Here is a 25,563-nt window from a genome sequence, read left to right as displayed (position 1 = left end):
GGGCCGGCCTCGCTCGGCCCCAATTCTTCCAATTGCGAAAGGCGACCTCATGGAAATCTCGACCAAGACTCTCGTGGCCGCCGGCGCACTCGCGCTGACGGCGTTCGCTGCCCTGCAGAAGGCCGGCGCTCAGCAGGGCGTGACCATCATCCTATCGGGGAAATACATGACTACCGGCAGCACGGCGCAGGTCGCGGTCATGGACCTGAACTGCAACAAGCGCATCCTTGGACCGTTCACGCTCGCCGGCAACCAGGGGGTTCCTATCAACGTCTGCGGCAACAACGCTGGCTACGCGAACATCGCGACCCGGATCGTCTCCAACAACGGCGACTGGCACGGCTCGTCGTTGCTTCACGACCGGGAGGCCGTATATCCGTGAGCGTGTCTGTCGTGCAGTCATGCGATTGACTCGGGCGTTGGCGAACAGATACCCAATTGCCATCGAACGAGAACCTGTCAGCCTGCCTGCAACTTACTGAATGCCAAGATTGACGCCGGAACTCTGCCGTTTCGGCGATTGTTGGGCGTCTGCTTTGCGGCCGCGAATTCGGCGGTACGACGGTCTACAACGGGTCGTCAGCCGATATCGGCCATCTCCGGTCGGTCGGCAACGACCGCTATAGGAGCACTCAATTTTTCACCAACGGGCACGCTCTCGAGTCCAGTCGGCCTTCGCGTCGACGATTCGTAGCCGCGTTCCGGCCCCGCACGCGCCAATCTCGGCACCGCCTCGGATCTCCTCTCATACGTACTGTCAATGAGACGGCAAGCACCCACCGCGACGCGCACGGTGGATGGGCAGGTAACGGCTTACACTTGGCTGTCTGTCGGCTTATCAGCTGATGTTGCCGTCTCGCCAGCTACGAGCTTACTGGGCCTTTTTGCCATAGCCCTCTTCGAAGGCACTTTGCTCGCCGCCTTTGCGGTGCCCATCGTCTCGGCCGACTTGGACGCTTTGCCAGCCTTCCGTGCGAGCGGCTGCGCAGCGGACGTCCGAGCGGCTCCCTTCACTGCAACCGCCTTCTTCGCTGGCGCCTTCTGTGTCGCAGCAACTGCTTTCTTGCCAGTCGCACGCTTGTTCGGAGCAGCCTTCACGCTTGTCTTCGGAGTTGCGTCGGTCGCAGGCTTGGCCTTCTTGCCAACCAGGAACTCTTCGAGCTTGCGGCCGGCTGCAAGCACCTCATGAATCCATGTCGGTCGCTTGCCGATGCCGTGCCAAGTGTTGCCCTTGTCATCAGCGAACTTTGCCGGCTTGGCCGCACCCGCCTTGGCCTTCACGGTCTTCCTCGCCTTGGCAGGGGTCCCGTTCCCGACAACGAATCCGCCGGACTTGATAGCAAGGTCCTCGATGGTCAGGCCGTGCTGGGCCATATCGCGTTGGATGCGCGCAATTACGGTGGAGCGCATCGCGTCAGCTTGCTGCTGCAGCTTCTCGATTTGGCTCTTGATTGCGGAGAGAGACTTGGCCATTCACGAACTCCAGGGTGTTGTTGCAAGGCGGAGTCTATCGAGGGAATGCAGAGAAAGCGAAGTTCTGGAGTTGGAGAATTGAATAAATTGCCAAACGGGCCAGGCAGTAAGTGCCTCTGGTCGGGAATGTAAAAGCACGGCAGCATGACTCACGACTTGTGCCGACACGCTTGGCGTGACCATTCCGTCCTCGAGCCGCTGCTGCTGGTCAAAGTGGCGGTTCCGCATTCGAATTGCTGACTCGGTCTACAGCATCAAGAAATCCGGGCTCCAGACTGGTAACGCCTGCACATTGGCAGACCATCCACATTACGAGCTCTCCGAGAATCCACTGCCGTCGTCCAAGGTCGTGGTCAGTGGCGCGGATCCTCTGACCTGTCTCTGCCTTCCGAGAGAACGCCCCAAAGGATGCGGGCATTCTTGTTTGCAATGGCAACGATGGCCTTCGACCAGCCAACTCGGGCATGCAGTTGGACTGCCCACTTGCTGAAGGCGTCGTCACGCCGCGAGACCGCCGTGAGAACTGCCCGACCGCCGAGCACGAGCAGCTTTCGAAGGTAGGCGTCGCCGCGCTTTGTGATCGGTCCGAGCTTCGGCCGTCCTCCGGTTGAGGACATGCGCGGCACAAGACCTAGCCAGGCACTGAACTGCCGACCGTTCTTGAAATGGTTCATGTTGCCAACGGAAGCAACCAGCGCCGATGCGGTCAGGGCGCCGACGCCGAACACGCTCATAGCCAACTTCGCGCGCGGGTCAGTTGCGACATGCCGCTCGATCTGCTGGGTACACCATGCGATCTGGCCTTCCAGCTCGTCGAAATGAGCCAGGCACTTCCTCAGTGCCATTCGAGCCAGCGGGGTCAGTTCGTCATCCGAGCCGCGTAGCACTCCAAGAAGCTCGTTATGAAACTTCTCCGTCGACAGCGGGAAGAGCACCCCGAACTCGGCAAGTACGCCTCGCGCTCGGTTCATGCAGGAACCCCTTTCAATGATGTAGCCTTCCCTCAGGGTATGTATGGCCCGCCAGCTTTGCTGGTCCGGTGTCTTGACGGGGACAAACCGCATCTGCGGCCGGCTTGCCGCTTCACAGATGGCAGCTGCATCATTGGCGTCGTTTTTTCCGGTCTTCCCGCTCATGCGATAGGGGGCGACAAATGCCGGAGCGACCAGTCTGACGTCGATCCCCATTGCGAGAAGTCGTCTGGCCCAGTGGTGTGCAGCAGAGCAGGCTTCAATAGCGACGAGACACCCCTGAGGCAATTGCTCGCACCAGGGCAGGAATCCAGCGCGCGGGAGCTGCTTTGCAGCGATGACTGCACCGCCAGCATCAACGGCATGGACCTGAACGACCGACTTTGCCAGATCGACGCCGACGCGGACGACCTTTGCGCGTTGCTTCCTCATGCCTCACGACCTCCGAGAGACATTAGGTCGGAGCGTGCGGCTTTTCGACCTGTCCTTCCGTCATCGGGGGGAGCGCCGATGACGCTGCGACGGATAGCGCCGTCGTGCCCTTCCGTCGCTCGGCTACGGCTCGCTGTGCGGACCTGTGACCATGGGCATCACATCCTGGAACACCCTGAAGGCCTCGTCGACTTCACGCATTACCTTGCGGTTGCCGGTGAACCGGGACAAAAGCCTTGCCGCGAAATGGATGAGTCCGTTCGAGAGCTTCACGACGCTGATCGCTAGCGACTCAGGGAAACCATCTCTGACGCGAGCGAGCGGGTGAAGGCCGCAATGGACGAAGGCGTTCATGGGTTTCCATGCTTCGTCGCGCAGTTCCCGCAGCGGCATCACTAGGCCAGCGATGCCTGGCTCGACCTTCATCTTGCGTTCGAGGTCCTGGAGCATGGTCAACGCAGTAGGTAGATTCTTGGCAGCCTCGCCGCTTTCCCTGGTCAGAGGCGTGGAAGCCTTTGCGACCTCACCGTCCGTCGCCGCGTACAAAAGCCAAGCCGACCTGAGTAGCGCCTCGTACTCGAGGCGCAGAAGGGCGACTGCGGAGTTCGCCAGGCCCATATCGAACAAAGCATTGAGCGCTGTCCCATGTTCAATCGCCACCTCGGCCGCGGCGATGGCCGCCTCTTGCCGCTCGTCGGCTCCGCCGAAGTCCTCGGCCGATGAGATTTGATCCATCAGGGCTTCGAGGAACGCAGCGGATCGCTGCAGGGTTTGCTCAAGACTGGGCATCGAGCTCACCGCTTGGAGGCCAGCCTTACCAGGCCTCGCGGCGCCACAGGCGGTATGCGCAGAGTGCCATGACAAACCACGCTAGAGCCGCAATCCCAAGCGCGACAGCGTTCACCACTTCTAGGACCTGATCGACGGCTGGACCGGCCAGGCCCGTGGATGGGCGCAGCGAACCGACGATCCATGCGACACCAAGGGCATTCAGCGCCACGAAGAACGCCAGCGCGCCCCAACGCTTCAGGTTTCGCTGCTCGGTCATGTACGGATCGTCGCTACGACGGTGCCTGAGCTCGTCAGCGAAGTTGCCGATGGCATTGATGAAGTCGAGAACGGCTCCCAGCAGCGCTTCAAGCAGTCCACCCATTGCTAACCTCCCTTTTTTCGGCCATTTCAGCATGGCCGCTTGGCGGACGCTAGAGGATCGGCGCACTTCCAACGCCGCGCCTATGTACGCCCGGCAGTCAGGACGGCCGGAGCACTGGGACCGCCCGTAGCACAAGGTCTATCGCAACAGCAGACCGCCAACAGTTCCTCGAACCTCTTGCGGAACGCTTTGCAGGCTGGGTTGACTTCCAGTTTTTGTCTTTTGCAATAGCGGGGTCGCCGCCTTTGCCGTTCTGTTGGTGAAGCGCTTCACCAAGTTTTCGCACGCGCCAAAAGACATAGTGCTCACGGACTGACCATAGTGACAACAAGCAAACCGATTTGAGGGCGCCGGTGCACCCCTGCAAATGTCCCGACGATTTCTAGAAACTGATCGAAGTGAAATGGTGCACTCGAGATCAGGGAAGGAGCCGCATTTGAGAAGCAATGGGTGCCACTTTGCAGAACAACGCCGCCGCCGGACTGAACTTGGCGCTCCTGGCCTGGCAAATGGTCATGTCGACCATGGCCTGGCGCAATTGAATGCCTGCACTCTCGCTGAGTTAAACCGGTTTATCTATTGCTCCACGAATGTTGCCAGCACCATCGCACCAGCTTCTCAAGACAGGGTCGCGATCAGATTCTTGTCACGTTCAGAGCAGTACCGCGATCAATCAGAAACGGCTTCCGCCGTATAGATCCCCCTTAGGTTGCCAATGGGCAAGCATGATAGGAGTTCACATGTCTCCCAGGAATTCGAAGCCTGATCCCTACTGCGGCTTCAAAAACGATGAACTGCGGCGGCGAGCTCTGGCCACACGCGTTCGCTGGACGAGCGTCGCAGGCGTACTTTGCGTAGCTTTAAGCGGCGACCACGCGGGCATGGCAATCCGATGGCTTGCCAACTTCGTCGGTACTAGGTGGTGAGCAAGATCCGCCTGGTGCCCTAACGTCATGATTGCATTCCTAGCATCGCCCCCTGGTCCATTGAACATGAGATACAACTCATGTCCGGGCGGTCGAGCGGTCCGCGACGTGAAGATCGAGGGAGGACAGCCTGTGGACGGTGAGGAACCAGCCGCAAGTGAGCGGCTCAGTGCTTTTCTGTTTTCGATGCATCAAGCTGGTCCAGACCAACTGAGCATTAATCTGCCTCGCAACGAGGCACTTGAGGACGACGTAGATGGCTCCGCGCGCGTTGTCGGCGGCCGGCTGGTGTTTGGGAGCCAGCAGGCACGAAACACCGCAGCTTCGGATAGCTGATAGCGCCGGGCAAAGGCTCGGTGCTGGCGCTCTGCCAACCTGTGGCTTTGCTGCATGCATCTCCCTTGGCAGCAGTCTCCTACGGCTGTAGAGTCAGCCAATAGATGACGCCCTCCGAAGAGGGTGCGAATAAGACCAAATGATTGGCTAGTCGAGGTCGACATAGCCAGAAGGGAAGGTCATGAGCAGCGCAGCTAGGGTTCTGGACCGGCATGGATTGGTGTCGGCTGTCCGCGCGTCCTCGTTCGAATTGAACCGTGGACGGCCGTCCTCCATCGAGCACCTTGTGCTCAGCATGAACCTCCTCTCAACCTGCTCTTGATGATCGGTGCCCGGTCGAAGCAGGTCGTAGGGGATGCCAACCCATGCTTAGGCGTTCTCTATCCGAACGTTGGCCTGTCCAGCCAGTCTCCAAACGACACGTTCAGCTGAGCGTCGCTCAGCTCGGTGTAGTGAATCTTCATGATGTTGTGCCTGTTTAGACAGAACGTATAGGTATCAAAGATGAGCGGTGCGCGTACTCCCGAAGGATCAATTTGGCGGCTATGGGACTTCCATTGCCATACGCCGGCGTCGTACCAATGGAGCGGCCAGAAACTCCGTGGGCTCGTCGGTGAAGAACGCGAGAAGCTAGTCAGCCAGACCGTCGCGGCGCTGGCGGGTGCTGACCCTGACGTCGTAGTCATCATGGACTACTGGACGTTCGACGGCTATCTCGCCATAGCCGAGCACGAGCAGAAGTATCCCGGGTCCTTGAAGGGGAAGGTTGTCTTCCCTGGGATTGAGCTACGGGTTGAGAGCTCGCTCTCGCAGCGGCTGAATGTCCATCTGGTGGTTAATCCGGCCGTTAAGCCGCAAGTCTTCCAGGACGTGCTCAATGCGCTAAAGGTCAGCCTGAAGGCTGGCCTACGAGGTCTTAGCGAAGACTGCCTCATTCAGCATACGCGCGAGCTCGGGCAGGACCGACTCAAGACCTATGACTACGAGAAGGCGCAGAAGAACGACGAGTACGCGCTGGAGGTCGGCTGGCAAACCGCCATGGTCACCCCAGAGTCGCTCACGGCGGCGCTAGCAGTGCTTGGCGACCAGGGTCTTCTGCTGATGCCATGGGACACCTACGGCGGGCTTAAAGAAATCGACTTCATGAAGCACTATGCCGAGGTGCGGCGCTTCAGGTCGGCCGCAGACATTTTTGAGTGCAAGGATGAAGGAAACCGGCAGGCGTACCACGGTCAGAAGACGCCGCTGAACGAAAAGTACTTCGACAACTTCTGGGGCTCGCTGGATGGCAAGGCACGGCTCTGCGTCCGTGGTACAGACGCCCATAAGTTCGCAGACTACGGCGTGTTTCCAAGCAACATGAAGACTTGGATCAAAACCGAGCCAACCTTCCAGGGGCTCCGGCATGCCATCAAGGAGCCGGTTTTCCGCTCGTTCATCGGCGACGTACCTCCAAAGAAAGCATTCGTTGAAGCCAATGGCCGCCTGTTCATGGAGCGCCTGCAGCTGTCGCGCAAGGCTGGCGTCAAGACGGATGAGAAGTGGTTCGACGGAACCGACCTCAAGCTGAATCCTGACCTGGTGGCGGTCATTGGGAACAAGGGCTCGGGCAAAAGCGGGCTTGCCGAGGTGCTTGCCTTGGCCGGCAACTCCAAAGCGCACGAGTTTTTCACCTTCCTCGTCGACACGCGGTTCAAGAGCGGTAGTTCGCAGCGCGCAGGTGCCTTCGAAGCGAAGCTGACGTGGCGCAACGGAGACATGGCCCCCGTCACGCTGGACCAGAAGGCAAAGCCGGAGCAGCCGGAAAGGGTCAAGTACATCTCGCAGATCTACTTCGAGGAGCTGTGCAACGACCACGTGGCAGGGCGGTCGGACCGGTTCAGCACGGAGATTCGGAAGGTCTTGTTCTCGCATCTGGACCACGCCGAGCGTGGCAGCCATCAAAATCTCGATGAGTACTTGGCAGCAAAGGAAAAGCCCGCCGAACAGAGGGTCGAAGAACTACGTCAAGAGCTGCACGAAAAGAATGTGCAGCTCGCAGAGCTTGAGAGGCAGACCGGAACTTCCCACGAAAACGAGTTGAAAGAGAAGCTGGCGTCTAAGGAACTGGAGCTAGGCGATCTCAATTCCAAGAAGCCCGTTGAGGTCCCTAAGCCGCAAGATGCAGCATCTGCAGAGCCTACCGATGAGGCGACGAGGTTGCTTGCGATTGCCGAGTCCATTGCAGCGCTGGAGCTTCAGAACACGACGGCCGATGGTTCCAAGCGGACGCTGACCGATCGCCGCAATGTGGTGACTAGTGTTGCCGAACGACTGCAAGCCTTTGAGCAAACAGCCGCACGCACGGGTGCTGCTCTTCGCGGCGAGCTGGAGGCTGTGGGTGTTGCGATGCTTGACCTCATTGCGGTGCAGACGAAGCGCGCTGACCTACTGGCGCTCGTCCTCACGACTGATGCAGAGCTGGTGAAGATTGCTGGGGCGCAGCAGGAGCGGACGAATCGCCGCGATGCACTCGTGGTTGAGCGCACGCAGCTTCAGGAGAAGCTGGACGGGCCTAGCAAGGCCTACCAGCATTACGTGGTGCAGCTCGCGGCTTGGGAGAAGGCAGTGAAGGCACTGAACGGCAGCGCCGAGGAGGCCGACACCATCGCGTTCTATAAAGCGCGTCTGGCCGAGTTGGCGCAGATTCCTCAGAAGTGCGCTGCCCTTGAAGCGGAGCAAGATCGGTTGGTGCGCGAGATCCACGCCGCGCTCATGGCAATCGCTGAGTCGCGCAAGCCCTTGTTTGCCCCTGTGAAGCGAATCGTTGAGACCGTGCCGGGCGTCGCTGACGAGCTCAAGGTGGGGTTTCAGAGCGCGCTGTTCTTTGACCGCCCAGCGTTTGGCGAGAAATTCTTCCAGCTGATCAGGCAGAACACGGGCGGCTTCCGAGGTGACGATGAAGGGCCGGCCAAGCTGTTCTCAATGCTGCGCGCCATCGACTTTCAGGATGCTGAGAGCGTTGTGAAGGGGCTGCGCGAGATTCGGACGGCCATTCCCGCGCCCGGCCAAAATGCCTCCGCGCTGCTTCAAATCCTCCGTACGCGGATGACGGTCGAGCAGCTCTATGACCAGCTATTTGGGTTGCGTCAGCTCGAAGCGAAATTCTCGCTGAGCCTGGCTGGGACGACCATCCAACAGATGTCGCCTGGCCAGCGGGGAGCACTTCTGCTCATCTTCTATCTGCTCGTCGATACCGACCCAACCCCGCTCGTCCTCGACCAACCCGAAGAGAATCTGGACAACCAGACCGTCTACTCAATGCTGGTGCCCATCATCCAGCGGGCGAAGGAGCGCCGTCAGATCGTCATGGTCACACACAACGCGAACCTGGCCGTTTGCTGTGATGCCGAGCAGATCATCCATGCAGAGTTCGACAGGGCTGACGAGTTCGCTCTCAAATACCAGTCTGGGGCCATCGAGAGCACACAGCTGAACAAATCGGTGCTCGACGTGCTTGAGGGAACAACCGAAGCCTTTGGCAATCGCAGCGACAAGTACTTTCATTGACCGGTGCGTTTAAGCGCCGGAACACGCCAGCGGTCCATGACGAATCCGTTCTTAGAATTCACAGCGGGCCGCACGGCTCATTTCCTAGAAGAATCCAAGCGGCTGCGGAGCAAGGCGCCGCTGCAGGAATACAAGGTCCTTCTCGACGTCTTCGACCTCATCTTCACCAAGCTGGGAACGGTCGAACACGAGGTTGCGCTAGCCCAGGTGAGCAAGGAGTTTCAGGCGGTTTCTAAAGAAGCGAGTGAGGTTCGCCGGTCCGCATGGCGAAACTTTCAGATCAATCGCCGTGAAGAGAAGGTGTGGGCAGCCGAAAGAACGGCCGAGGCCAAGGAGTCAGCGGAGCTCCTGGCGGAAATCGAGCGCGCTGCGAAAGAGGCCATGGACGGGGAGATCAGCCCAGACATGCGTGCGGCGCTGGATGAGACTGTCGCGGCCGCGAGGCAGGCCCACACGGCAACTCTACCTTACGGGGAGGAAATGGGCGGTACAGCCTGGCTCTTGCTGCGCATCAACCTTCAGTCGTATGGCCTGTATATGCGCTACCACTGGGCGCGCACCCAGTTCTTCCTCGTGCGGCACGGGTTCATTTTCTTGACGTCTATCTTGGTGTTTGGGATCGCGTACTCGCAGCTCGCCAAGGAGGTAATCTCGCGCCTCGTTGCGCTTGCGCCAGCATGGCCGTGGGCGGTTGCTGTTCTGACCGTGTTGGCCGCTATGGCAAAAAAGTACCTTATCGATCCCCGACTCAAGAAGCTGCAGGTCAAGCTAGAAACCCGACGTCTGAGGCCGCTTGCCTTCCAAATGCATATCGCGCGGTCGCTCGCGTTGGCGATGCGCATTGCTCGGCGTGGCGCGGCAGATGGCCGAGCGGTATGACGCTATGCGACATTTGCGCGCGCATCGTGCAGCGCATGGGGTGCCGCGCCATGCAGAGCTAGGTACGTATTGCGAAAGCTGCCGTCAGTCCTCTGGGCAACAATCTCAACCTGCCACCCTCACCCTCGTCTGACTGCCGCAAGGCCTTCCACGCTCCCATTTCGCAGCGCGCATGGGTCATAAGGCCTGTCAGGTAGTAGCTGGCGGAGGCATCGCATCAATTACCCGCGGTGAGTTGGATGTGCAAATGATCGACAGCGACATATCAAGAAGACGACGGACTCAGCGCCGTTTTGGAGTGGGCGTCCATGCGGCATGGTGCAGGGGACGGCCCAAAAAGCAGGGGCGGTCCGGCCGGTCGCGTCGATCCTGAGGCAGCATCTAGCCCGGCGAATGGAGCTTCGGAAGGTCGAAGCCCTTGCCAGTCATGAACTTCTCGAATTCCTTAAGCTGTTCTTGGGTGGGCGGCTCAGCATCCAGGTCAAGGTATCTAAGCGAGTCGGCAATATCACGTCTGTTGATGGTCCCTGTAGAGTACTTGCCATTCTCCAGCTCGTAGTCCAATGAGCCGCAGTACATGTTGATTCGGCCGTAGCCAGGGTACATGGCCTTAGAGTTGTTGACACCCTTGACCTCGTGTTTAGCCATCGCAATGCGGATGAAGTCCAAGCGGAAGTAGGCGATATGAATGCTGCGCTGCTGGCGCAGGGCAGTGTCCAAGAGCCGCGGGTTCGCTTGCAGTTCTATCAGCTGGTCAAGCAGGGTGGTATTGCCGATGTGTGCATATTCGTGGGCGGCAGCGCGCAGGTCGTCGATCCGCTTTTGCAGATTGCTGTGGTCAACTAACTTCTTCATGTCCCGGATGCGTTGATCCCACGTTCGCAGAACCTCGAACGCTGCAAAGATCCACATCTGTGACTGAGCACCCAAAAAGTGCGCCTCACGGGGTGTACTCCCCTTCTTGAGCAAATCACGCAGCACCTGCTGCTCAAGCTGCATCAGGAACTGATCGACCATGTCCAGATTGAACGCCTGCTGGCGCATAAAGATGTCCGAATTGAAGAACTGCAGGCGTCGCAACGACGTGAACAGCTCCATCGACTTAACTTGTTCTATCGGCAGGTACCGGGGACCATCGTCATGCCGGTCGTAGTCGTCGAATTCTTCTTCTTCCATGTGGTTCAGCTTTTGTATAGGTCAGTTCAGGTCGCCGCTGCTCTACATCAGCTCGAATGGTGAAAGCACGCCACAGAGTCGGCCGGGATTCTCTTCAACCAGCCAAAGTCTGGGGTCCCGTTCGTCATTGGCTGGGCTTAACAGATCGTCCACCGACGTATTCATGTCGATGACTTCCGCTTTTATCAGGGTCAGCCCGGCTGCCCGCGCTTCCGTGATCGGCACAGCGAAGACGCGCATCTTCTCAGGGCGCGGAACGTTTAAGAATCTGGCCATTGCGCCTTCAGAGATGAGCCACCATTGATTCTCGATGTACACGGGAATGAAGGAGAACGAATGCGTGAGCATGAGTTGCCGCGCATAAGCTATGGGCTGCCATGGCTCAACAATGATGGGCGACTTCACCATGAAGTCCTTCGCGGAACGCCTAGCGATTTGCTGTTCTTTCATGAGCGCTTCTTCCAATCCAATGCACAGTTCAATGGCTGCAGCCGTTGCGTGTCGAGCGTAAACGCCCGTGTGCATAGCGTCGTTGCGGGCTGAGTAAACCAAACCGAAGAGGCTGCCGAAGTCGCTGAAACGTGCAGAATCGCGGAACGCCAGCTCACTTAGCACCAGAGAGTCGCGGGCAAGAACTGCAAGCGACGTCTTGTACCCACCCAGAGCCTCTTTCTTTCCATACAGACGCATGCCCAGGGCTTCGACCGCGAAGCAGATCGCTTGAAACCCTTCAGCATCGGCGAGCGCTGCGTATCTCCCAGCGCGGAGTTGGTCGCGGTAGTACACACGCTCCGACCAGCTCAGTGTCGGTATCTCCACGGGGATTTTTGGGTTCACGTCAATGGGGGTAGGGTTAGTTCGACACACGAAGTGTCACCGAAGCAGACGAATATCCTCATCAGAACGTCAGCTGTAGCCACAAGCGGCATCGGCGGGCGGTTGCGTCGTGGCGCCCGGGTCGTGACCGAAAGCGAGGCGACCTATCACGAGCCGCTTCGCTCTTGGCTTCGAATCCCTACGGCAGCGGCAACAACTCAGGAAACAGTAGCTCCACCATGGCCTGCGCATCACGCTTCGGCTCGAACGGCGTTGGATCCACGTCGTACTGGGCACGGAGCTCAAGGTAGCGCTTGTGCCAGTGTCCCTCCTTCCCCTCGGCCTTCATGGACTCCTCGCGGCCATAGCGGCGCACCGCATGCATGAACCACTTCAGATGGTTCTTCTCGGTGTTGGCCACGCGATGCGCGACCTCAACCAGAAGCTTCTGGCCTTGTCCCCAAGGCCGGTTGTGCTTCGCTGAATACAGGTCCGTCAGCACCTCGCGGTCGATGTAGTTGTCGTACTGGTGCAGGTGAACGCCAAGGCGGGAAAACCGGCGACGGAACTCATTCCAGTCCCTGGACGATTCCTTGCCCTGGTAGCCGGTGATGCCCATCCAAGCCTCGAAATCGTCGCGCAGCTTCTGCTTCTCAGCTTCCACGTCGGCCTCGAGCTGGCGCTTCGCGCCGGCGTAGTCGAAGTAGTACGCGTGCTGCCGGGTGGGGTCGAGGGTCAGTTCGTGGAACGGCACGACGCGCCGGTGCAGGCCTGAATGGCCGCCACCCTTGGTTGGCACCGCCCAGATGCATTCGAGCCTGAACTCGCTGGCTTCCACGGAAGCCTCGACGGTCTTCGTGGTCACGACGAAGGCGTTCAGGTTGTTGTTGTAGAACACGTCGTCATCGGTCATGCGCCGATGCTCGGTGTCGAACTCGGCAAACAGCCAGACCAGAAGACCGCCTTCCTGCTGATAAAAGTCGCGCCGGGCCGCGATGACGTCCAGGTGCGTGGTCGAGAGCTGGATTTCAAAGGCGATGGGCAGTCCGTTGTAGACCGCGCGGACGTCTGGCCGGCGCCGTTCTCCGGTCAGCGGTCCCTTCCAGGTCGGCTCCTGCGCGATGTCCTCGAAACGGCCGTCGGCCGCGAGGCACTGGCAGACCCAGTCCTTCATCCGGCGGTGGAGCTTGCTCTCCTTGGCGCCGTTGTACTTGCGCGCGTTGATTTCATCCTGGCTGAGCGCGCCGCGCGTCTGCGCCGGGCAACTGCCATCCTCGTGCTGATGCTTGAAGAAGAACCTGGCGCTCTCTTTGGTGCGGCAGATGTACACGGCCGTGTTGCACAGCGAGCATCGGTACAGCGGGTCGTCCTTGCGCATCTGGCTGCGGACGTTCATGCGCAACTGAATCAGCCGCTCGTAGTCGGTGCCGATGACTGCAGAGACCGGCAGGTGCAGGCCGGTCTCCATCTCTTGCACATCCTTGACCTCCGGCTTCTCGACCCAGAGTGGCTCGCCGGGGTTGGGACGCTCCTGGGCACGACGGCGGGCCGGCCGCAGGGCGGCGTCGCGAGCTTCAAATGGCGTGTCGATGTAATCGTCCATGCTCACCCCCGCGCTGCGCGCGCGGGCGCCGTGTGCGTTGCCGACTCCGCCGGCACCAGGAAGTCATGCGTTCGGCGTGGGCGCATACGGCGCGGACGCAGGGCATCCAGCGTCTTCGACTCGGCCATCAGCAGGTCGTAGAAGTCCTCGGCACGCACGGCCTTCTCGTCGTCGGCGCGGATGCGGACCAGCGGTAGACCCGCGAGCTTGAACAGCAGGTTCTTCAGTTCGTCGCGCTCCGCCGCTTCTTCGGTGTCGTGGTCAACCGAGTCCAGCTCGATGCCGGCCACAGGGTCTTCATCGGCTGTGCACAGGAGGACATCAACCTGGGCGGCCCAGGCGTAGTTGCGAACACGCGCGGGGACGGTCGCCTCCAACTTGTCGATGTCGATGAAGTTCTTCAGCGGCATGTTGGGGTAGGCCTGAAGCGAAGGGAAGAACTGACGGACAGCGCGCAGGAACTCGCGCTCCTGCTGGCTGGCGCAGGCGTTGCGGCGGAAGTCGAACGCGTCCACCGCTGACCATGTGCCGAAGGAGAAGGCGCTGACGATGGCCACGCGCTTCATCTCCGTAGCGGGCACGCGGCGACCGTCGGTTGCGCCAGGCGGGGACCAGCGCACTTCCTTGGCCTTGATGTCGTCACCCGTCACCAGTGGCAGCACAGGCGTTGCCGTCTCGGGTTCAGCCTGGCGCATCGCCTCGTTGATGCGCAGGTTGATGCCTGCGAGCAAGTCATCCTCGACCAGCACCAGGCGGCTGGAGCGGACCATGCGGTAGAGGCGCACCAGCGTGGCCGGCTGCAGCTGGTCTTCAAGGAACGCCTGGCGCAGCAGAGGCGGGAAGACGCGCTGCGTCAGCGCGGTGACGACGGGCTCCACCGTGTGCTGCTGGCGGTAGCTCTCAAAGGCCTCCAGGAAGCCGTCGATGTTGCGGCGTTCCAGCAGGATGCGCAGGTTCTCGGCGGCGGGCGTCATTGCGCATCTCCTTGGCGCTCGAAGCGCACGATGAGCGCGTGGCCGAACGCCCACGGCCAGGTCTTCACGCCAGGGACTTCCGGCACCAGGCCGTTCATCGGGATGAGGTGCGGGGACACTGCCACGTACATCTTCAGGCCGAGCGCGTCTGCGCTCGCACGGAGTTCCTGCGCATCGCTGGCGTACACGAGGTACGGCAGCTCGTTCTCCATCGACATCGCGCCAGCAGAAATCATCTTCTGCAGGTTCAGGCCGCTGGCGAACTGGTCGATGGCCTCGGCGACGGCGGTAGCCGTTTCGGGGTCGAGGTCCTTCGGCTTGGCGTAGCGGACGGCGTCCACGCGCGGCAGCAGGCTGTACAGGAGCTTGTCGTCAGTGACCAGCGCCATCTCGGCCAGCGTTGGCCAAGCGAACGCTTCGTTGGGGTTGTCGACCTTCAGGTTCTCCAGCATCTGCATCACGAAGCCGACCGGCAGGTTCTTCTCCATGGCGCGCGGCTCGACGCCGAACTTCTCGATGTAGCTGTCCCAGGTGAGGTCAGCCTTTGCCAGCATGTGCAGCACGCGGTGCAGGTCGACGCGCCACGTATCGGGTGGGCCGCTCAGGTAGTCGACGCGCTTGGTGAAGTCGTGATGGCGGAAGCCGCCGCTGTGGATGCGCTTGGCCAACTTGTAGCGGCGCAGCAGACGTTCGCAGGCATGGGGGCCGATTTGGCGGTGGACGCGGCCAGGCACGAAGCCGTTCGGCTTGAGGGTTTCGACCGCCCAGACGTAGCGCTTGCCGTTGACCAGCCAGGCGCCCACGCCGTCACGGGGAACGAAGATGTCGACCTGGTCGGGCTTGCGGTTCGTGCCGTCCTCGCGCAGGGACAGTTCTAGTTGATGCCAGCAGGTGAGCTCATCGCCGCGCGCGATTTCGTAGCCACCGTGCGGGTCATCCTCATCGGGTTCGAATACCAGCACCAGTTCGGAATTCACGACGTCTGATGCGGTCACCGCGTCGATGTCACCAGGAATGGCGTAACCGTTGGCGCAGAGCTTGAGGGCTGCGTAGCCATCGAGCACAGCCTTGCCGGTTTCTTCGAGATGACGGCGCAATTTCTCCAGGGCGGCCGGTGCATCGGCCAGCCAGTCGTGGTCGTCCTCCAGCATCGGCGTCACGCCGCCCAGGGACCACATCTCGTTGCGGCCGGCGGCATCGCCCTGCTTGGGCACCGGGACCGAGAAGCTCAGACAGCGGCCTGTGAAACTCATGGTCAGAACGCCGAGGGGCAGCTGGCCGCGCACGCGTAGGTTGTCAGTCCACAAACGCAGAGCGTCTGCCAGGTCGCGCCAGTTGGCGAACTCCGAGTGGCGCAGCTGATAGCCGCCGTCGAAGACGTAGAACTGCAGGCGCGAAGGGGGCGCTTCGCCATCTGTGTGCCAGCTGGTGTTGCCGGTCAGTCGCGCGGCGGCATGGAGCGAGTTGACGTACCCGAGCGCGATGCCGCGCATCTGCAGCGCCTTGCGCAGACGCTTGGCCAGCGTCTTGTGATCCTCGTGTGGACTGATGCCCAGAGAACGCACAACGTCTAGCGCTTCGCCGGACGCGAAGCGGGGAGCCTGCGACTGGAGAAATTCCCAGAGCGCGCCGGCGCGTGCGTCATCGCTCAAAGGCGATGCCGAGCCAGCGGTGGAGAAGGAAGACGTGGCCGAACTGGCCGACGTACCCGAAAAGGGAGTAGACATGGATTGAGCTCCGTCATGGAAAGCACATCGAAGAACGGCACACGTTGTTCGGCTTTCCGGGACTCAATACCAAGTCGAGGAAGGACGGAGTACTGCTGCTGGTTTTGCCGTGCCGGACGTGCCTGTCCGGTGTGTGCACTGACGGGAGCAACTCACCCACGGCCCGTTGAGCCGCGATGGAATCGTAAGTAGAACCGACCGACGTCGTCAAGTCCTCGGGCGGACACGGGACCTCAGCCCGTTAGTTCGCGCTGGTGCAATTCGCCGTATTCGCCCTGGCGTAGTGCTTTGTCCAACCAGAATTTTCCATCCCGTAGCTCCGCCAGCCGCCTGTCAAGAAGGCGATGGATGTCTGTCCGCAGGAGAACCCCGTCTTCGGCTTGGTTGTCTGTGCGCCAGTCCTTGCCCGGCAAGTGCGCCGCGTCGAGCACTTCCTTCACGGAGGTCCCCGTCACCACACAGCGCCAGCCGCAACGAGTGCCTACGCGCAGCCGAAACGCTTGCTGCCGCATTCGCACCTCTTGCTCAGCCGTCAACTTCTTGACGTCCACGGTGCCCTTCGGCTCCTGCGTGACGCCGCCAATCGACGATAGGGGAAGCTCAAGGTCGGTGACGGCCGTCACAGCATCGGTATCGGCGACGTTCCGCGCGTCCTCGAACCAGAGGGTTGGCGTCTTCGTGTTCCGAGCGCGCTTCGGCCAGAGGGCCATCTGACGCCGATAGGCCTCCGCAACGTCGTCCACCTCCAGCGCCACGTAGTTGACGATTTCGCCCTCGCTCATGTGAATGAGGAGCGCGTGTGATGCACCCTTGGACTTCGCGCTTGCCACCCGGGCCTCGACGAACTTGATGAAGTGCCTGTTCGGAAAAGCTGCCGCACCCGGTTCACTGAAAAGCCCAAATTGGATGGCGCTGAACTTCTGCGGGCCGGTCCAACCTTGTTTGAGCCAGAAGCGAACGTCCTTACCGTCCGCGGCCTTGGCCTCCACGAACTTCATGCCGTGCGCTCGCTTGGCGAGGACGGACGAAAAGCCATGGGGCTCAAGTAAGGCTGGCATGTGAGCCATAGCAAGCTGCTCGTTTTCGTACGACCGCGCGCTCCGAGCAATCTCCTTGGACACGGCTTTCTCCCCCGGCTTGGTTGCGGTGACCTGCTCATGGCTCGATTGACTGCCACGGCGCCTTTGTTACGATTGTGCTGCGGTTCAAGCCGAACCGCGGGCCAGTTGGCGCCCATCAGTGCACGCACCGGAACCTCTCCGGCACGGTGAAGCCAGAGCAATTTCTTGACCATCTTCCGGCTACATGACCTCCTATTGGAGAGCCGGGCAACGCGTGCCGTCCCTCGACGCTCTCCGGGAGTTCGTCATGACAGCCACTTTCCGAGATGCGGCCGGGCCCGCAATATTGTCCCCCGAAGCCCAAGCCGGCACCCTCTGGACCTTCATCCAGGCCAACACGCGCAGGTTCACTTCTGCCGACGCACTTGAAGTCGTCATCGGCCTTGGCGACATCACTCAGCTTGAACTCAAAGACCTGGCCAGGCGGCTACAAGCAGCCCTAGTTGGGCATCGGGTGAAGCTGAAGTACACCAACGCCCTCAAGGTGGCTGCGCAGATGCGGGGCCACGAGAGTTATCACTCGCCTTCAGTGGCCGCGGCGGAGCCGGCGCTGCTGCAACTCGTTTCCGCAGCAAGTATCTAAACCGGCCGATTCGCGACTGGAAGGAAGGTATCGAGCAGTTCTGCTACTTCGCGGAAGGCGACCAAGAAGCTCGAAGCTTGCACAGCATCTACCAAATGGGCTTCACGCCTACTTCTTTGACGATGGGCACGCCGCAGATGACCGCAGTGGATGAGGCCGGCCGCCCTGTGCCTGAACTTCAGTTGCAGTGGCCCGAAGACAAACCGCAACTGGCGCAGGCCATTGCTGGTGTAGAGATGATGCGGAGGCGGTACGAAGAGACAGGGCGCGCACTCATCGACGGTCTGGCCGCTGCGCAGTTCTGCCTGAACAATCCACATTCGGATGCGCACCCGCATGACCCGGCCAACTCAGAGTTGGTCATTGTCGAGACTACGCCGGGGCCAAACTTCGGCGAAGAGGTTGCACGTGGCGACGAGGTGAAGTGCTGGGCCGAACTGGAGTTCCTTTACCCGGCTGCGCAGGCTCCCACCATCACGGTGGACGATGCGGCGTGGGTGGTCAACGGAAGCCGATTCGAATGGAGACTCTCCACGGTTCGCATGGAAGGCTTGACGCCGTCGATTGTGACCAGGCCGCTCACGGCAACCGAATGCGCAAAACTCTTCCGGCGGCATCGCAACGCGGTGAATAGCCGTCGCTACTTCGGCACTGAGGACCGGGTCAAGCCGCTTCCGTCGGTGGCGGCGGCAACCCAGATAGTTGTCCTCGACCTCGACCAGTTCCGGAGGTATACGTCTATGGAACGTGCAGGTGCCCTTGTACGGCACGAGCGGGTCACGGTGGATGTGCTGGTGAAGCTCTCCCAAGTGTTGAAGCTTCAGGACCCTTCAGTACTGGTCCGCAAGCCAAAGCGATCGGAACTGACGCTTCTGCGCGATGACGAGCTGATGCGTACGTTCATCTCTCGTGTTCACGATGTGGTCTGCGAAATACCGCGCCGCCTGAGCGACGACCTTGCCGCCCAGGTCAACGAGATCGTCGACTCTATGCTCCTTGGCCTCAAGGGCGATGTCGTCTTGGCCAACGGTAAAGTCCACAACGCGTTTCCGCGGACGCCGCCTTACCTCGTCTACGCGAACAGCGGCCGAGAAGCATTGAATCAGCTGCAGAAGCTTGGCTTGGTTGTATATGCAGGCGTGTTCACCACGGTGAATGCCTTTCTGCCCCCGGGCGTCGCTGAGCGCGACATTAACAACACCTCGACCTTGAGGGTTGAGCAGGTCTTGTTCCTCGACATTGACGTCGCGGACGCGGCGAAATGAGTCACGCCGGCGGCGTTTTCGGGCGCCGTTCAACCTATTCTCGCGAGACGCAAAACGTGGAATCCAATGTCTGGCTTGAACGGCTAGCGTCGGTGCTGCCTTCCCATGTCTTCCCTGCGGTGTTCTGAACAGTCACGCGCGCATCCTTGATTGGGGCGCTGGCCGGCGATACCGCCGATGTCGAATCTCGAGAGGTCCGCGTTTGCGGACGCCGCGAGCCACAAGCTCAGCGGCTTGCTGGCTGTCGCGCGTTCGAGAATGCCTCTAGGCACCCCGGCAAGCGCCACCAGGATGAACTCGCCGGAATTTGCAGCGTGTACTGACAGCTGACAACGCGTCGTGCGAGAACAGATCGAAGACTAAAAGCTTGGATCGGACCGCTTCAAAGCGTCCCGATCCTGGTTATTTGGGCCGAGCGGAGAAACACCCTGACAGTCCTCATACAGTTGCTCCAGGAGAGACAACGGGCAGTTAGAGATTCCTCACTCGCTCATTTGTTGAGCGTGTCGGCCCGGAAAGGCAGGTGGAATCATTCAAGAAGGGGAGGACCGTGCTCCACGTGGACGCCTTCCGGGTACGCAAGACAACGAGTAGCGACGACAACACCTAGATCATTTGGTAACCTCTTGAAGTAATACCTCAATTCAGGCGTGACGCATAGGGGGGGCAATGTATAGCGATGCACAGAACAAGGGGCTCCCTTTCGAGTTGATCATTTCGCATGGACGTGCAGTTCTTGAATTGCAGAGAGCCGAGCGAAACGTTTTGAATATTCTTCTTTTGCTTGCTGCGCTGCGCGGGAATCAAGAAGGATCAATGCCAAAAGACGTGCTCGATCACCTAACGCGGAATCCATGGACGTTGGGCATCTGGTCAGCCCTTAAGTCGGACGACGACTTATCCAGAGTCGCGAGACGCTTACTTGATCCGATCGACCTTAATGAAGCCGTGAGACTAGGACGGCTTCGCGACTGGCTCTTGGTAGATTGCCTACTAGAAGCAGAGGCGTCTCAGCGTCGTGGGGGGGCTGATGAATCCTTTGAAGATTTGATCGGGAAGCTTGATCGATATGCAGACCACTATTCAATGCTCGCCGAGCATCTGAGTGATCGCCATCAGCAGCTAATGAGACAGGCGATCTCGAGCGTCGAAAAGGCCGATGAGATTGCCATGGCTCTCTACGAAAATTTCCAGAGATTTAAGCTAAGTTCCGAGGGAATCCTTTGGGATCATCCAGATGAAATGGGAGATCGCCGTCCATCTATGTTGGCCTTTGCTGCGATGGCGGAGCGCCAAGACAGAATCGAACTTGCGGTGACGCTGTACGAGGAAGTCGCGAGGGATGGAACGCATCGAACCGACGAGTCCTTTGCCATGGCGTTGTATCGTCTTGGCGGCATCGAGCGCGGTCGGGGTGATTTTCTGCGATCGCGAGTGCACCTGGAGAACGCGCTTGCCGTGTTTGAGCGGATCAACCATGAGGAAGGCGCGAACTACGCAAGGATTGGCCTTGCAGAGACCGTCAGCTTGGTCGGCGAGCACCTCGGAGCGCTCAACTGGCTTGCACAAGTGAGAGACAGCGTAGAAAGTGATCGTCTGTCAAATCACGCGCGCCTTGAATCCGCGAAATTGCTGCGGCGCCTGCAGGAGCCGGACGCCGCGCGCGCCTTATACGAACAAATCTTGTCGAAGTCCCAGCAAGCGAATGATTTGATGTCGACTGCTGAAGCTTTTCTAGAACTTGGTGAAATTGAACGGGAGCGACTGGAGTGGAATGCCGCGCTCTACTTCTATCGACAGGCGCGGGATGCATTTGTCCAGTTAGACGCGCCGCTTGGAATTGCCCGAGCTAGCTCGGGCCTGGCCCTAAGTTTTCGACAGCACGGTGACTCTCTCGAGGCTGAAGCGACCTACGAGGAATCACTGCTGCAGTTCGTCCGCGCTGGCGATCGTGTTGGCGCGGACCTTGTTCTACAAGAACTCAAGTCACTTAGGGCGGATGCGGGTGCTTCACACACCCTGTCGAATCAAGAAGCCCCGGTAAGGCAGACAGTCGAACAGATAGGCGAGCGCGATCAAACCGAGTTGCTGAAGCGATTTCCGAACTGGGTTTCCGAGCAGCAGGCAACTGAGATGGTTCAGATCCGCGTGCGGGTTCGATGCGGCGAAGATTTAGATGCTCTATCGGACTTCATCTTTGAGGCCCGTCCCGATCGGATCGAAGTTGGGTTGAGCGAAGCTGCAGACATAAGTGGTGCGCTTCCGTCTCTGAGGGCAGTGGCGCTATTCCGTAGCAACCAGGTTCGGACGGTTGGCGTCGTGCACCTTATTGACGGAGGACTTAGAGCGGAGATTGAGCTATTCGACTACTGGAGTTTGCTTGACCCTGATCAAGCAGGCGACAGTTCGGATCGTTTCATCCAAATGGAGGCTGTGATAGTCGGCGTGGGAGTCGAGGAATGAGCGGAATGATGTCCTCAAAACAGCAACGAGCCGCTCGGATCGGCGATGCGCTACTGCGTTTCCCTGATGGAGCCAAAGCGACTCAGGCAGATTTTGGTGCAAGGAGAACCGTTGTCTTTATTCACGGCTTCACTGCGGATGCCAGCTACATGACGGACCTGATGCATCAGTTCGATGGCGCGGGATTCTCTGCGTTCGCGTTTGAGTACGCATGCTATCGAGGCATTGATCATGCGGCTGACAGCCTTGTCAGTCTGTTGCGCTTGCTGGATGGTAACGGCGACATCTCCAAGGATCGAATTGTGCTAGTCGGTCACAGCATGGGTGGACTAGTGGCTCGGGCGGCGGTAGCGCTTGCGAACGGCGGCTCGCTTGTTCGAAAGGTCATTACCATAGGCACACCGAACGATGGGACCTTGCAGGGTAGTTTTCTGCCCCGTGCAATGGCTTATTGGGGCGAGGCCATTGGCGGTGCGGATCCACGAGGGTTTTCGCCACAGGGTGACTCGGCTCGGCAACTCGTCAAAGCGGACCCAGCTCCGACCCTCCTTGACCGTTTGCACACGACGAGCGCGCCTGCCGGCATTGATTTCTACAGCATCTCCGGTGGCTATGGGAAGCTCGATTTTGGTCAGAGCTATTGGAAGAATTTGTTGATCAACAACTACCTGCAGCGTCGACTCGGTACACCCAATGACGGACTCGTTAGCGAGACTAGCAGTGACCTGTCTCGCCCGGTGTTCGCCACGAGCGCACCGAACTGCACGCATCAGAATGGCTATGTGGACTATCCGCACGCGAATCATTCCTTTTTGATCAACAACCAAGCAGTGGCGCTGACGGCGGTCTCTTTCGCACAGTGAATCCAGGACGATGCCGCGAATTGCATTGGCATCATGGTGACCGTCGAACCTGTGCCCTCAAGGTTCAGTAGGCCGCTCATCGGCCTGAGATCGGCCTGAGCGGCGGATTCCCTGACTATCCACAGCAGGTTACGGAGTCGAAGCGATGAATTGTCCACACCGGCATTCTTCGGTGCGGACTACGACGATGTTCCATGTCCTCAGGGTCGAGCGTCGCGGGCATACGAGACAGGCCATTGTCCCCGTAGCTGTACTGGTGGGGGACGCCCGGCTCGACCTGCAGGGAACTGGATACGTCGATAAGAAGATCGTCGGACTGCTTTGTGCAGCAGGCCATCACGAGGGTACCGGAGGCGAGCTCGGACGCAACGTCGTGGCGGTGTGGCCTCCGGACCGCTAGTCTTCTGGAGGCAGTGCTTGTCAGTACGTGACACTGTCATCGTCTATCGCCGTCGTCAACAACTGGCGTCGTCGAAAGATCTGGACATTTCTCACGTAGTTGCCAACTATTGCCCCGTTGCCCACTTTGGACTCGACCTCATCGGATAGCCTTCTTCATGACACTGCTTGAGCGCATGTCGTCGCGCGCAGGCACCTGCCACGGGGGACGTTATGGTTGGCCCGATGGCTAGGTTCTGAAAGCATGCATCGACGAGTTAGCTGCGAGTTTGAGGACGACGCTAGATCTATTGCGGACAGATGCAACTGATCAAATCAACATACATCAATAGCGAGCACGTCGCGGGGACGATCCGATTCCTGCGCGACCTGCTCGACGGAATGCCCTTTCCGCACGTACACGCCTTTGCCGTCCGGGATCGCAAGCTTCCGCAAGACTACCCGCACCTGCGCATGAACGGCGCAGGCAAAGCTATCCTCAGTATCACGTCACTGCCTCAAGCATTCGACTGCTACTGGTGGGACCGCGCTGACTTCGCTACGAACGCGCGGAAGCTCTCGAAAGTGCAGACTCGCGTGCTAGAGGCATGGCCACGCGGCGACACTTTGAGGCCGAGTGCTGAGGTACTTCTCGATGCTATCCGCGCGGTCCTCGAATGGGGCGCCGGCGGAAAGGGTTTGCGCCTCTATCGCGAGAACGCGCGCTGGGCCGAAGAGAACGTCGACACCCTTTTCGATCGCCTCGACCGTGCACGTGCGTCGATTGAAGCAGAGGAAGTCGCTGACCTTTCGGTGTTCGGCCGCGCCGATGGGGCGCGGATGAACGCCGGCTTCACGAAGTTCTTCGCGCTGGGCTGCGCCGGATCGATCATCTATGACGGGCGCGTGGGCGCTGCACTGGGCCTGATCGTCCGCATGTACTGCGAACGTGAACGTCTTGCCAGCGTGCCAGTCGAGTTGGAGTTCCGGTGGGGTGCTCAGGTTTCCGCTGGGAAGACGCAGCCCCTGCCTCGTAACCCCAGTGCCGGACCGTTCGCCTTTCCCGCACTGAACACCAGCGATCGAGTGTGGGCCAAGTGGAACATTCAGGCCAACTGGATTTTGTGCAAGGCCTTGCGTGGAGTGAGCGCCGAGTGGTGTGCACCACCGGATGGACTACGAAGGGTCGAGGCGGCGCTGTTCACTCTCGGATATCAAGTCCTGCCGCAGACGCTATGAGCCATATATTACGGATCAGAGCGCTGAACAGCCTGCGCGATCATGGCGTGGCGCCCGCTACGGCTTCTATTTGCAAGGGAGAAATCAATGTCCGCACTTCAGCCAAAGGAAGGCGATTGGGAGGAGATCTGTCGATACTGGATGAGCGTCTTAGTGACAAAGGCGGCTGCCAGGTCTGCGACCTTTGAATACTACGGTCGCAAGGGCCAGCGCCAGCATGGCGTTGACCTTTTCACCAGCGATCCCGAAGTTCACAGCGTAGTCGCGCAGTGCAAATTCAAGGGGCGATCGACGGTGCTAACCTGGACCGAGGTCGTTGACGAACTAGAGAAGACGCACGGCTACCCAGGGGAAATCGACCACTATGTCGTGCTAACGACATCGCCGCGAGATAGGACCATTGCCGACGGACTGATTGCGTGCGAGCGAACGTACCTTCGGTCTCCTGACCGACCCATGCGCGTCTGGGTCAAGTATTGGGATGACGTCGTCGATCCGAGTTTTATTCCGCAGGCCAGACTCGCCGAGTTCTTTCCCGAGGCGACGAAGTTGGTCCGTCTCATGACGACGCCCTCCTTCGATTCCGGTGATTTCACCAAGGCGGTCGAGCAGATGCAACACGTGATTCCGCAATGGATTGATTCGCGGGACTTGGATTGCTTCAGCGAAAACGAACTTCGTGAGGGTTTCATCCTGGATGAGGCGTTTTCAAGGTGGCGGCGTCTGGACTTCGCCTTTGATAGCGCTAGACAGGCGTTGGCCGGCGCTGAATTCGAACTGTTCGATTCTGACGTACGCGCGCTGACGAAGACGCTCCCTGCATCCAGGGAATTTGCAGACCAAGTGCACCGGCTTTGCGGTGTTGTCCTTCAGTATGGGATCGGTGCGAGCCGTGTGATCGGGGTTCCGGCCCGGACGGTCGAGGTAATGCAGTTCGACGACAAGGGCGAGGCATTCCAAAACCGAGCATTCTTAGACATCCTCTCTTGCGCCAATCGGCTCAAGCAAATCTATGTCGAACAGGTTTTGGGCACTCGTAGATGGTGACAGGACTCTTGGGTGACCATCGTCGCCTTTTCAAAAGGCCGCGGAGGCAAACCGTCGGGCTTACCGCGGCCGGCCGCCCGGGCTGCGCCTAGTTCGACAAGCTCGTCGGCTGCTCGTTTAGGTTGCCCTAGTGCCGCAAGGCCAATGCCGTGTCGATGCGACCAAGTTCATGCGGCGTCAGGCCGACCGCGCCATCGCAGAGCACTAACTGCTTGCAGAACGGTCCGAACATCCAAGCCTGGTCGTCTAAGGCGGCCCACCGTCGCCAAGGTTCGCCGCTCCCATGGAGCCACTGCTTCACTTCGGTCTCGCGCTCAAAGCGCATCGGCGGAAGCTCTCCATCGAACTGCGCCCAAGCCTGCCGCTTCAACACCGGCGTCACTCCGATGACGCGAGATTGCAGGTCCGCAGAGAAGTAGCCACGCAGCTCATCCAGAGAACGGCGTTCCCGCCAGTTGCTTGAGATCACCACGTCCAAGTCCGGTCGTTCGCGCAACCACCCCTCCAGAAGCTGCCGCCGGCAGAAGTACTGCTCGACCGGGCACGGGTATGGATGAAGAACGCCGTCGAAATCGAGGAACAGCACCAT

At 59.8% G+C, this 25,563-nt stretch carries 20 protein-coding genes; 9 read left to right on the top strand and 11 right to left on the bottom strand.

Annotated features, from left to right (window positions below):
• Window positions 1-49 precede the first annotated feature (49 nt).
• Window positions 50-382, top strand: a complete 333-nt coding sequence (locus tag SNE35_RS29910) for a hypothetical protein (protein WP_320426719.1) — start codon at window positions 50-52, stop codon at window positions 380-382.
• A 431-nt stretch (window positions 383-813) separates the two neighbouring features.
• Here SNE35_RS29910 and SNE35_RS29905 read toward each other — a convergent pair whose 3' ends face one another.
• The 4 genes from SNE35_RS29905 to SNE35_RS29890 form a co-directional block, all read right to left on the bottom strand.
• Complete coding sequence (locus tag SNE35_RS29905) at window positions 814-1,473, bottom strand: H-NS histone family protein (protein ID WP_320426718.1); 660 nt, start codon at window positions 1,471-1,473, stop codon at window positions 814-816.
• Between the two features lie 353 nt (window positions 1,474-1,826).
• The gene (locus SNE35_RS29900) at window positions 1,827-2,876 is read right to left on the bottom strand and encodes an IS110 family RNA-guided transposase (RefSeq protein WP_320426717.1); all 1,050 of its coding nucleotides are present in this window, start codon (window positions 2,874-2,876) and stop codon (window positions 1,827-1,829) included.
• Between the two features lie 123 nt (window positions 2,877-2,999).
• Window positions 3,000-3,665 (bottom strand): DUF6988 family protein, encoded by a 666-nt coding sequence (locus SNE35_RS29895; protein WP_320426716.1) that lies wholly within the window; start codon window positions 3,663-3,665, stop codon window positions 3,000-3,002.
• A gap of 25 nt (window positions 3,666-3,690) precedes the next feature.
• Window positions 3,691-4,029, bottom strand: coding sequence for a hypothetical protein (locus tag SNE35_RS29890; protein ID WP_320426715.1), 339 nt, complete (start codon window positions 4,027-4,029; stop codon window positions 3,691-3,693).
• A gap of 1,766 nt (window positions 4,030-5,795) precedes the next feature.
• On the opposite strand from SNE35_RS29890, the gene SNE35_RS29885 reads away from it, so the two are divergent.
• Both SNE35_RS29885 and SNE35_RS29880 read left to right on the top strand, forming a co-directional pair.
• The gene (locus SNE35_RS29885; RefSeq protein ID WP_320426714.1) at window positions 5,796-8,840 is read left to right on the top strand and encodes a TrlF family AAA-like ATPase; all 3,045 of its coding nucleotides are present in this window, start codon (window positions 5,796-5,798) and stop codon (window positions 8,838-8,840) included.
• Between the two features lie 36 nt (window positions 8,841-8,876).
• The gene (locus SNE35_RS29880; protein WP_320426713.1) at window positions 8,877-9,719 is read left to right on the top strand and encodes a hypothetical protein; all 843 of its coding nucleotides are present in this window, start codon (window positions 8,877-8,879) and stop codon (window positions 9,717-9,719) included.
• A gap of 381 nt (window positions 9,720-10,100) precedes the next feature.
• On the opposite strand, the gene SNE35_RS29875 is transcribed toward SNE35_RS29880, so the two are convergent.
• The 6 genes from SNE35_RS29875 to SNE35_RS29850 form a co-directional block, all read right to left on the bottom strand.
• Entirely contained in the window at window positions 10,101-10,895 is a 795-nt protein-coding gene (locus SNE35_RS29875) for a hypothetical protein (protein ID WP_320426712.1), read from the bottom strand.
• Between the two features lie 42 nt (window positions 10,896-10,937).
• Complete coding sequence (locus tag SNE35_RS29870; protein ID WP_320426711.1) at window positions 10,938-11,732, bottom strand: hypothetical protein; 795 nt, start codon at window positions 11,730-11,732, stop codon at window positions 10,938-10,940.
• 178 nt (window positions 11,733-11,910) lie between these two features.
• Window positions 11,911-13,314 carry a DUF6035 family protein gene (locus SNE35_RS29865; RefSeq protein ID WP_320426710.1) on the bottom strand — a complete coding sequence of 468 codons (1,404 nt, stop codon included), beginning with the start codon at window positions 13,312-13,314 and terminating at the stop codon, window positions 11,911-11,913.
• 2 nt (window positions 13,315-13,316) lie between these two features.
• Window positions 13,317-14,288 (bottom strand): DUF2726 domain-containing protein, encoded by a 972-nt coding sequence (locus SNE35_RS29860; RefSeq protein ID WP_320426709.1) that lies wholly within the window; start codon window positions 14,286-14,288, stop codon window positions 13,317-13,319.
• Window positions 14,285-15,940: a hypothetical protein gene (locus SNE35_RS29855; protein ID WP_320426708.1), complete on the bottom strand. Its 1,656-nt coding sequence runs from the start codon at window positions 15,938-15,940 to the stop codon at window positions 14,285-14,287. The genes SNE35_RS29860 and SNE35_RS29855 overlap by 4 nt, the downstream gene beginning before the upstream one ends.
• A gap of 308 nt (window positions 15,941-16,248) precedes the next feature.
• Window positions 16,249-17,013 carry an HNH endonuclease signature motif containing protein gene (locus tag SNE35_RS29850; protein WP_320426707.1) on the bottom strand — a complete coding sequence of 255 codons (765 nt, stop codon included), beginning with the start codon at window positions 17,011-17,013 and terminating at the stop codon, window positions 16,249-16,251.
• A 370-nt stretch (window positions 17,014-17,383) separates the two neighbouring features.
• On the opposite strand from SNE35_RS29850, the gene SNE35_RS29845 reads away from it, so the two are divergent.
• The 6 genes from SNE35_RS29845 (at window position 17,384) to SNE35_RS29820 (ending at window position 24,974) form a co-directional block, all read left to right on the top strand.
• Window positions 17,384-17,719: a hypothetical protein gene (locus SNE35_RS29845; RefSeq protein ID WP_320426706.1), complete on the top strand. Its 336-nt coding sequence runs from the start codon at window positions 17,384-17,386 to the stop codon at window positions 17,717-17,719.
• A 77-nt stretch (window positions 17,720-17,796) separates the two neighbouring features.
• Entirely contained in the window at window positions 17,797-18,984 is a 1,188-nt protein-coding gene (locus SNE35_RS29840; RefSeq protein WP_320426705.1) for a hypothetical protein, read from the top strand.
• Window positions 18,985-19,653: 669 nt separating this feature from the next.
• The gene (locus SNE35_RS29835) at window positions 19,654-21,447 is read left to right on the top strand and encodes a tetratricopeptide repeat protein (protein ID WP_320426704.1); all 1,794 of its coding nucleotides are present in this window, start codon (window positions 19,654-19,656) and stop codon (window positions 21,445-21,447) included.
• 8 nt (window positions 21,448-21,455) lie between these two features.
• The gene (locus tag SNE35_RS29830; RefSeq protein ID WP_320426703.1) at window positions 21,456-22,310 is read left to right on the top strand and encodes a lipase family alpha/beta hydrolase; all 855 of its coding nucleotides are present in this window, start codon (window positions 21,456-21,458) and stop codon (window positions 22,308-22,310) included.
• 699 nt (window positions 22,311-23,009) lie between these two features.
• Window positions 23,010-23,927 carry a hypothetical protein gene (locus tag SNE35_RS29825; RefSeq protein ID WP_320426702.1) on the top strand — a complete coding sequence of 306 codons (918 nt, stop codon included), beginning with the start codon at window positions 23,010-23,012 and terminating at the stop codon, window positions 23,925-23,927.
• A gap of 87 nt (window positions 23,928-24,014) precedes the next feature.
• Window positions 24,015-24,974 (top strand): hypothetical protein, encoded by a 960-nt coding sequence (locus SNE35_RS29820; protein WP_320426701.1) that lies wholly within the window; start codon window positions 24,015-24,017, stop codon window positions 24,972-24,974.
• 127 nt (window positions 24,975-25,101) lie between these two features.
• Here the strand turns inward: SNE35_RS29820 and SNE35_RS29815 are convergent, their stop codons facing one another.
• Window positions 25,102-25,563 (bottom strand): HAD domain-containing protein, encoded by a 462-nt coding sequence (locus SNE35_RS29815; RefSeq protein ID WP_320426700.1) that lies wholly within the window; start codon window positions 25,561-25,563, stop codon window positions 25,102-25,104.

Origin of the sequence: Roseateles agri, from assembly GCF_034043675.1 — a bacterium.
Taxonomy (GTDB): Bacteria; Pseudomonadota; Gammaproteobacteria; order Burkholderiales; family Burkholderiaceae_C; genus KK5.
The sequence above is the reverse complement of the archived record's forward strand: the minus strand, read 5'-3'. Positions and strand labels throughout refer to the sequence as shown.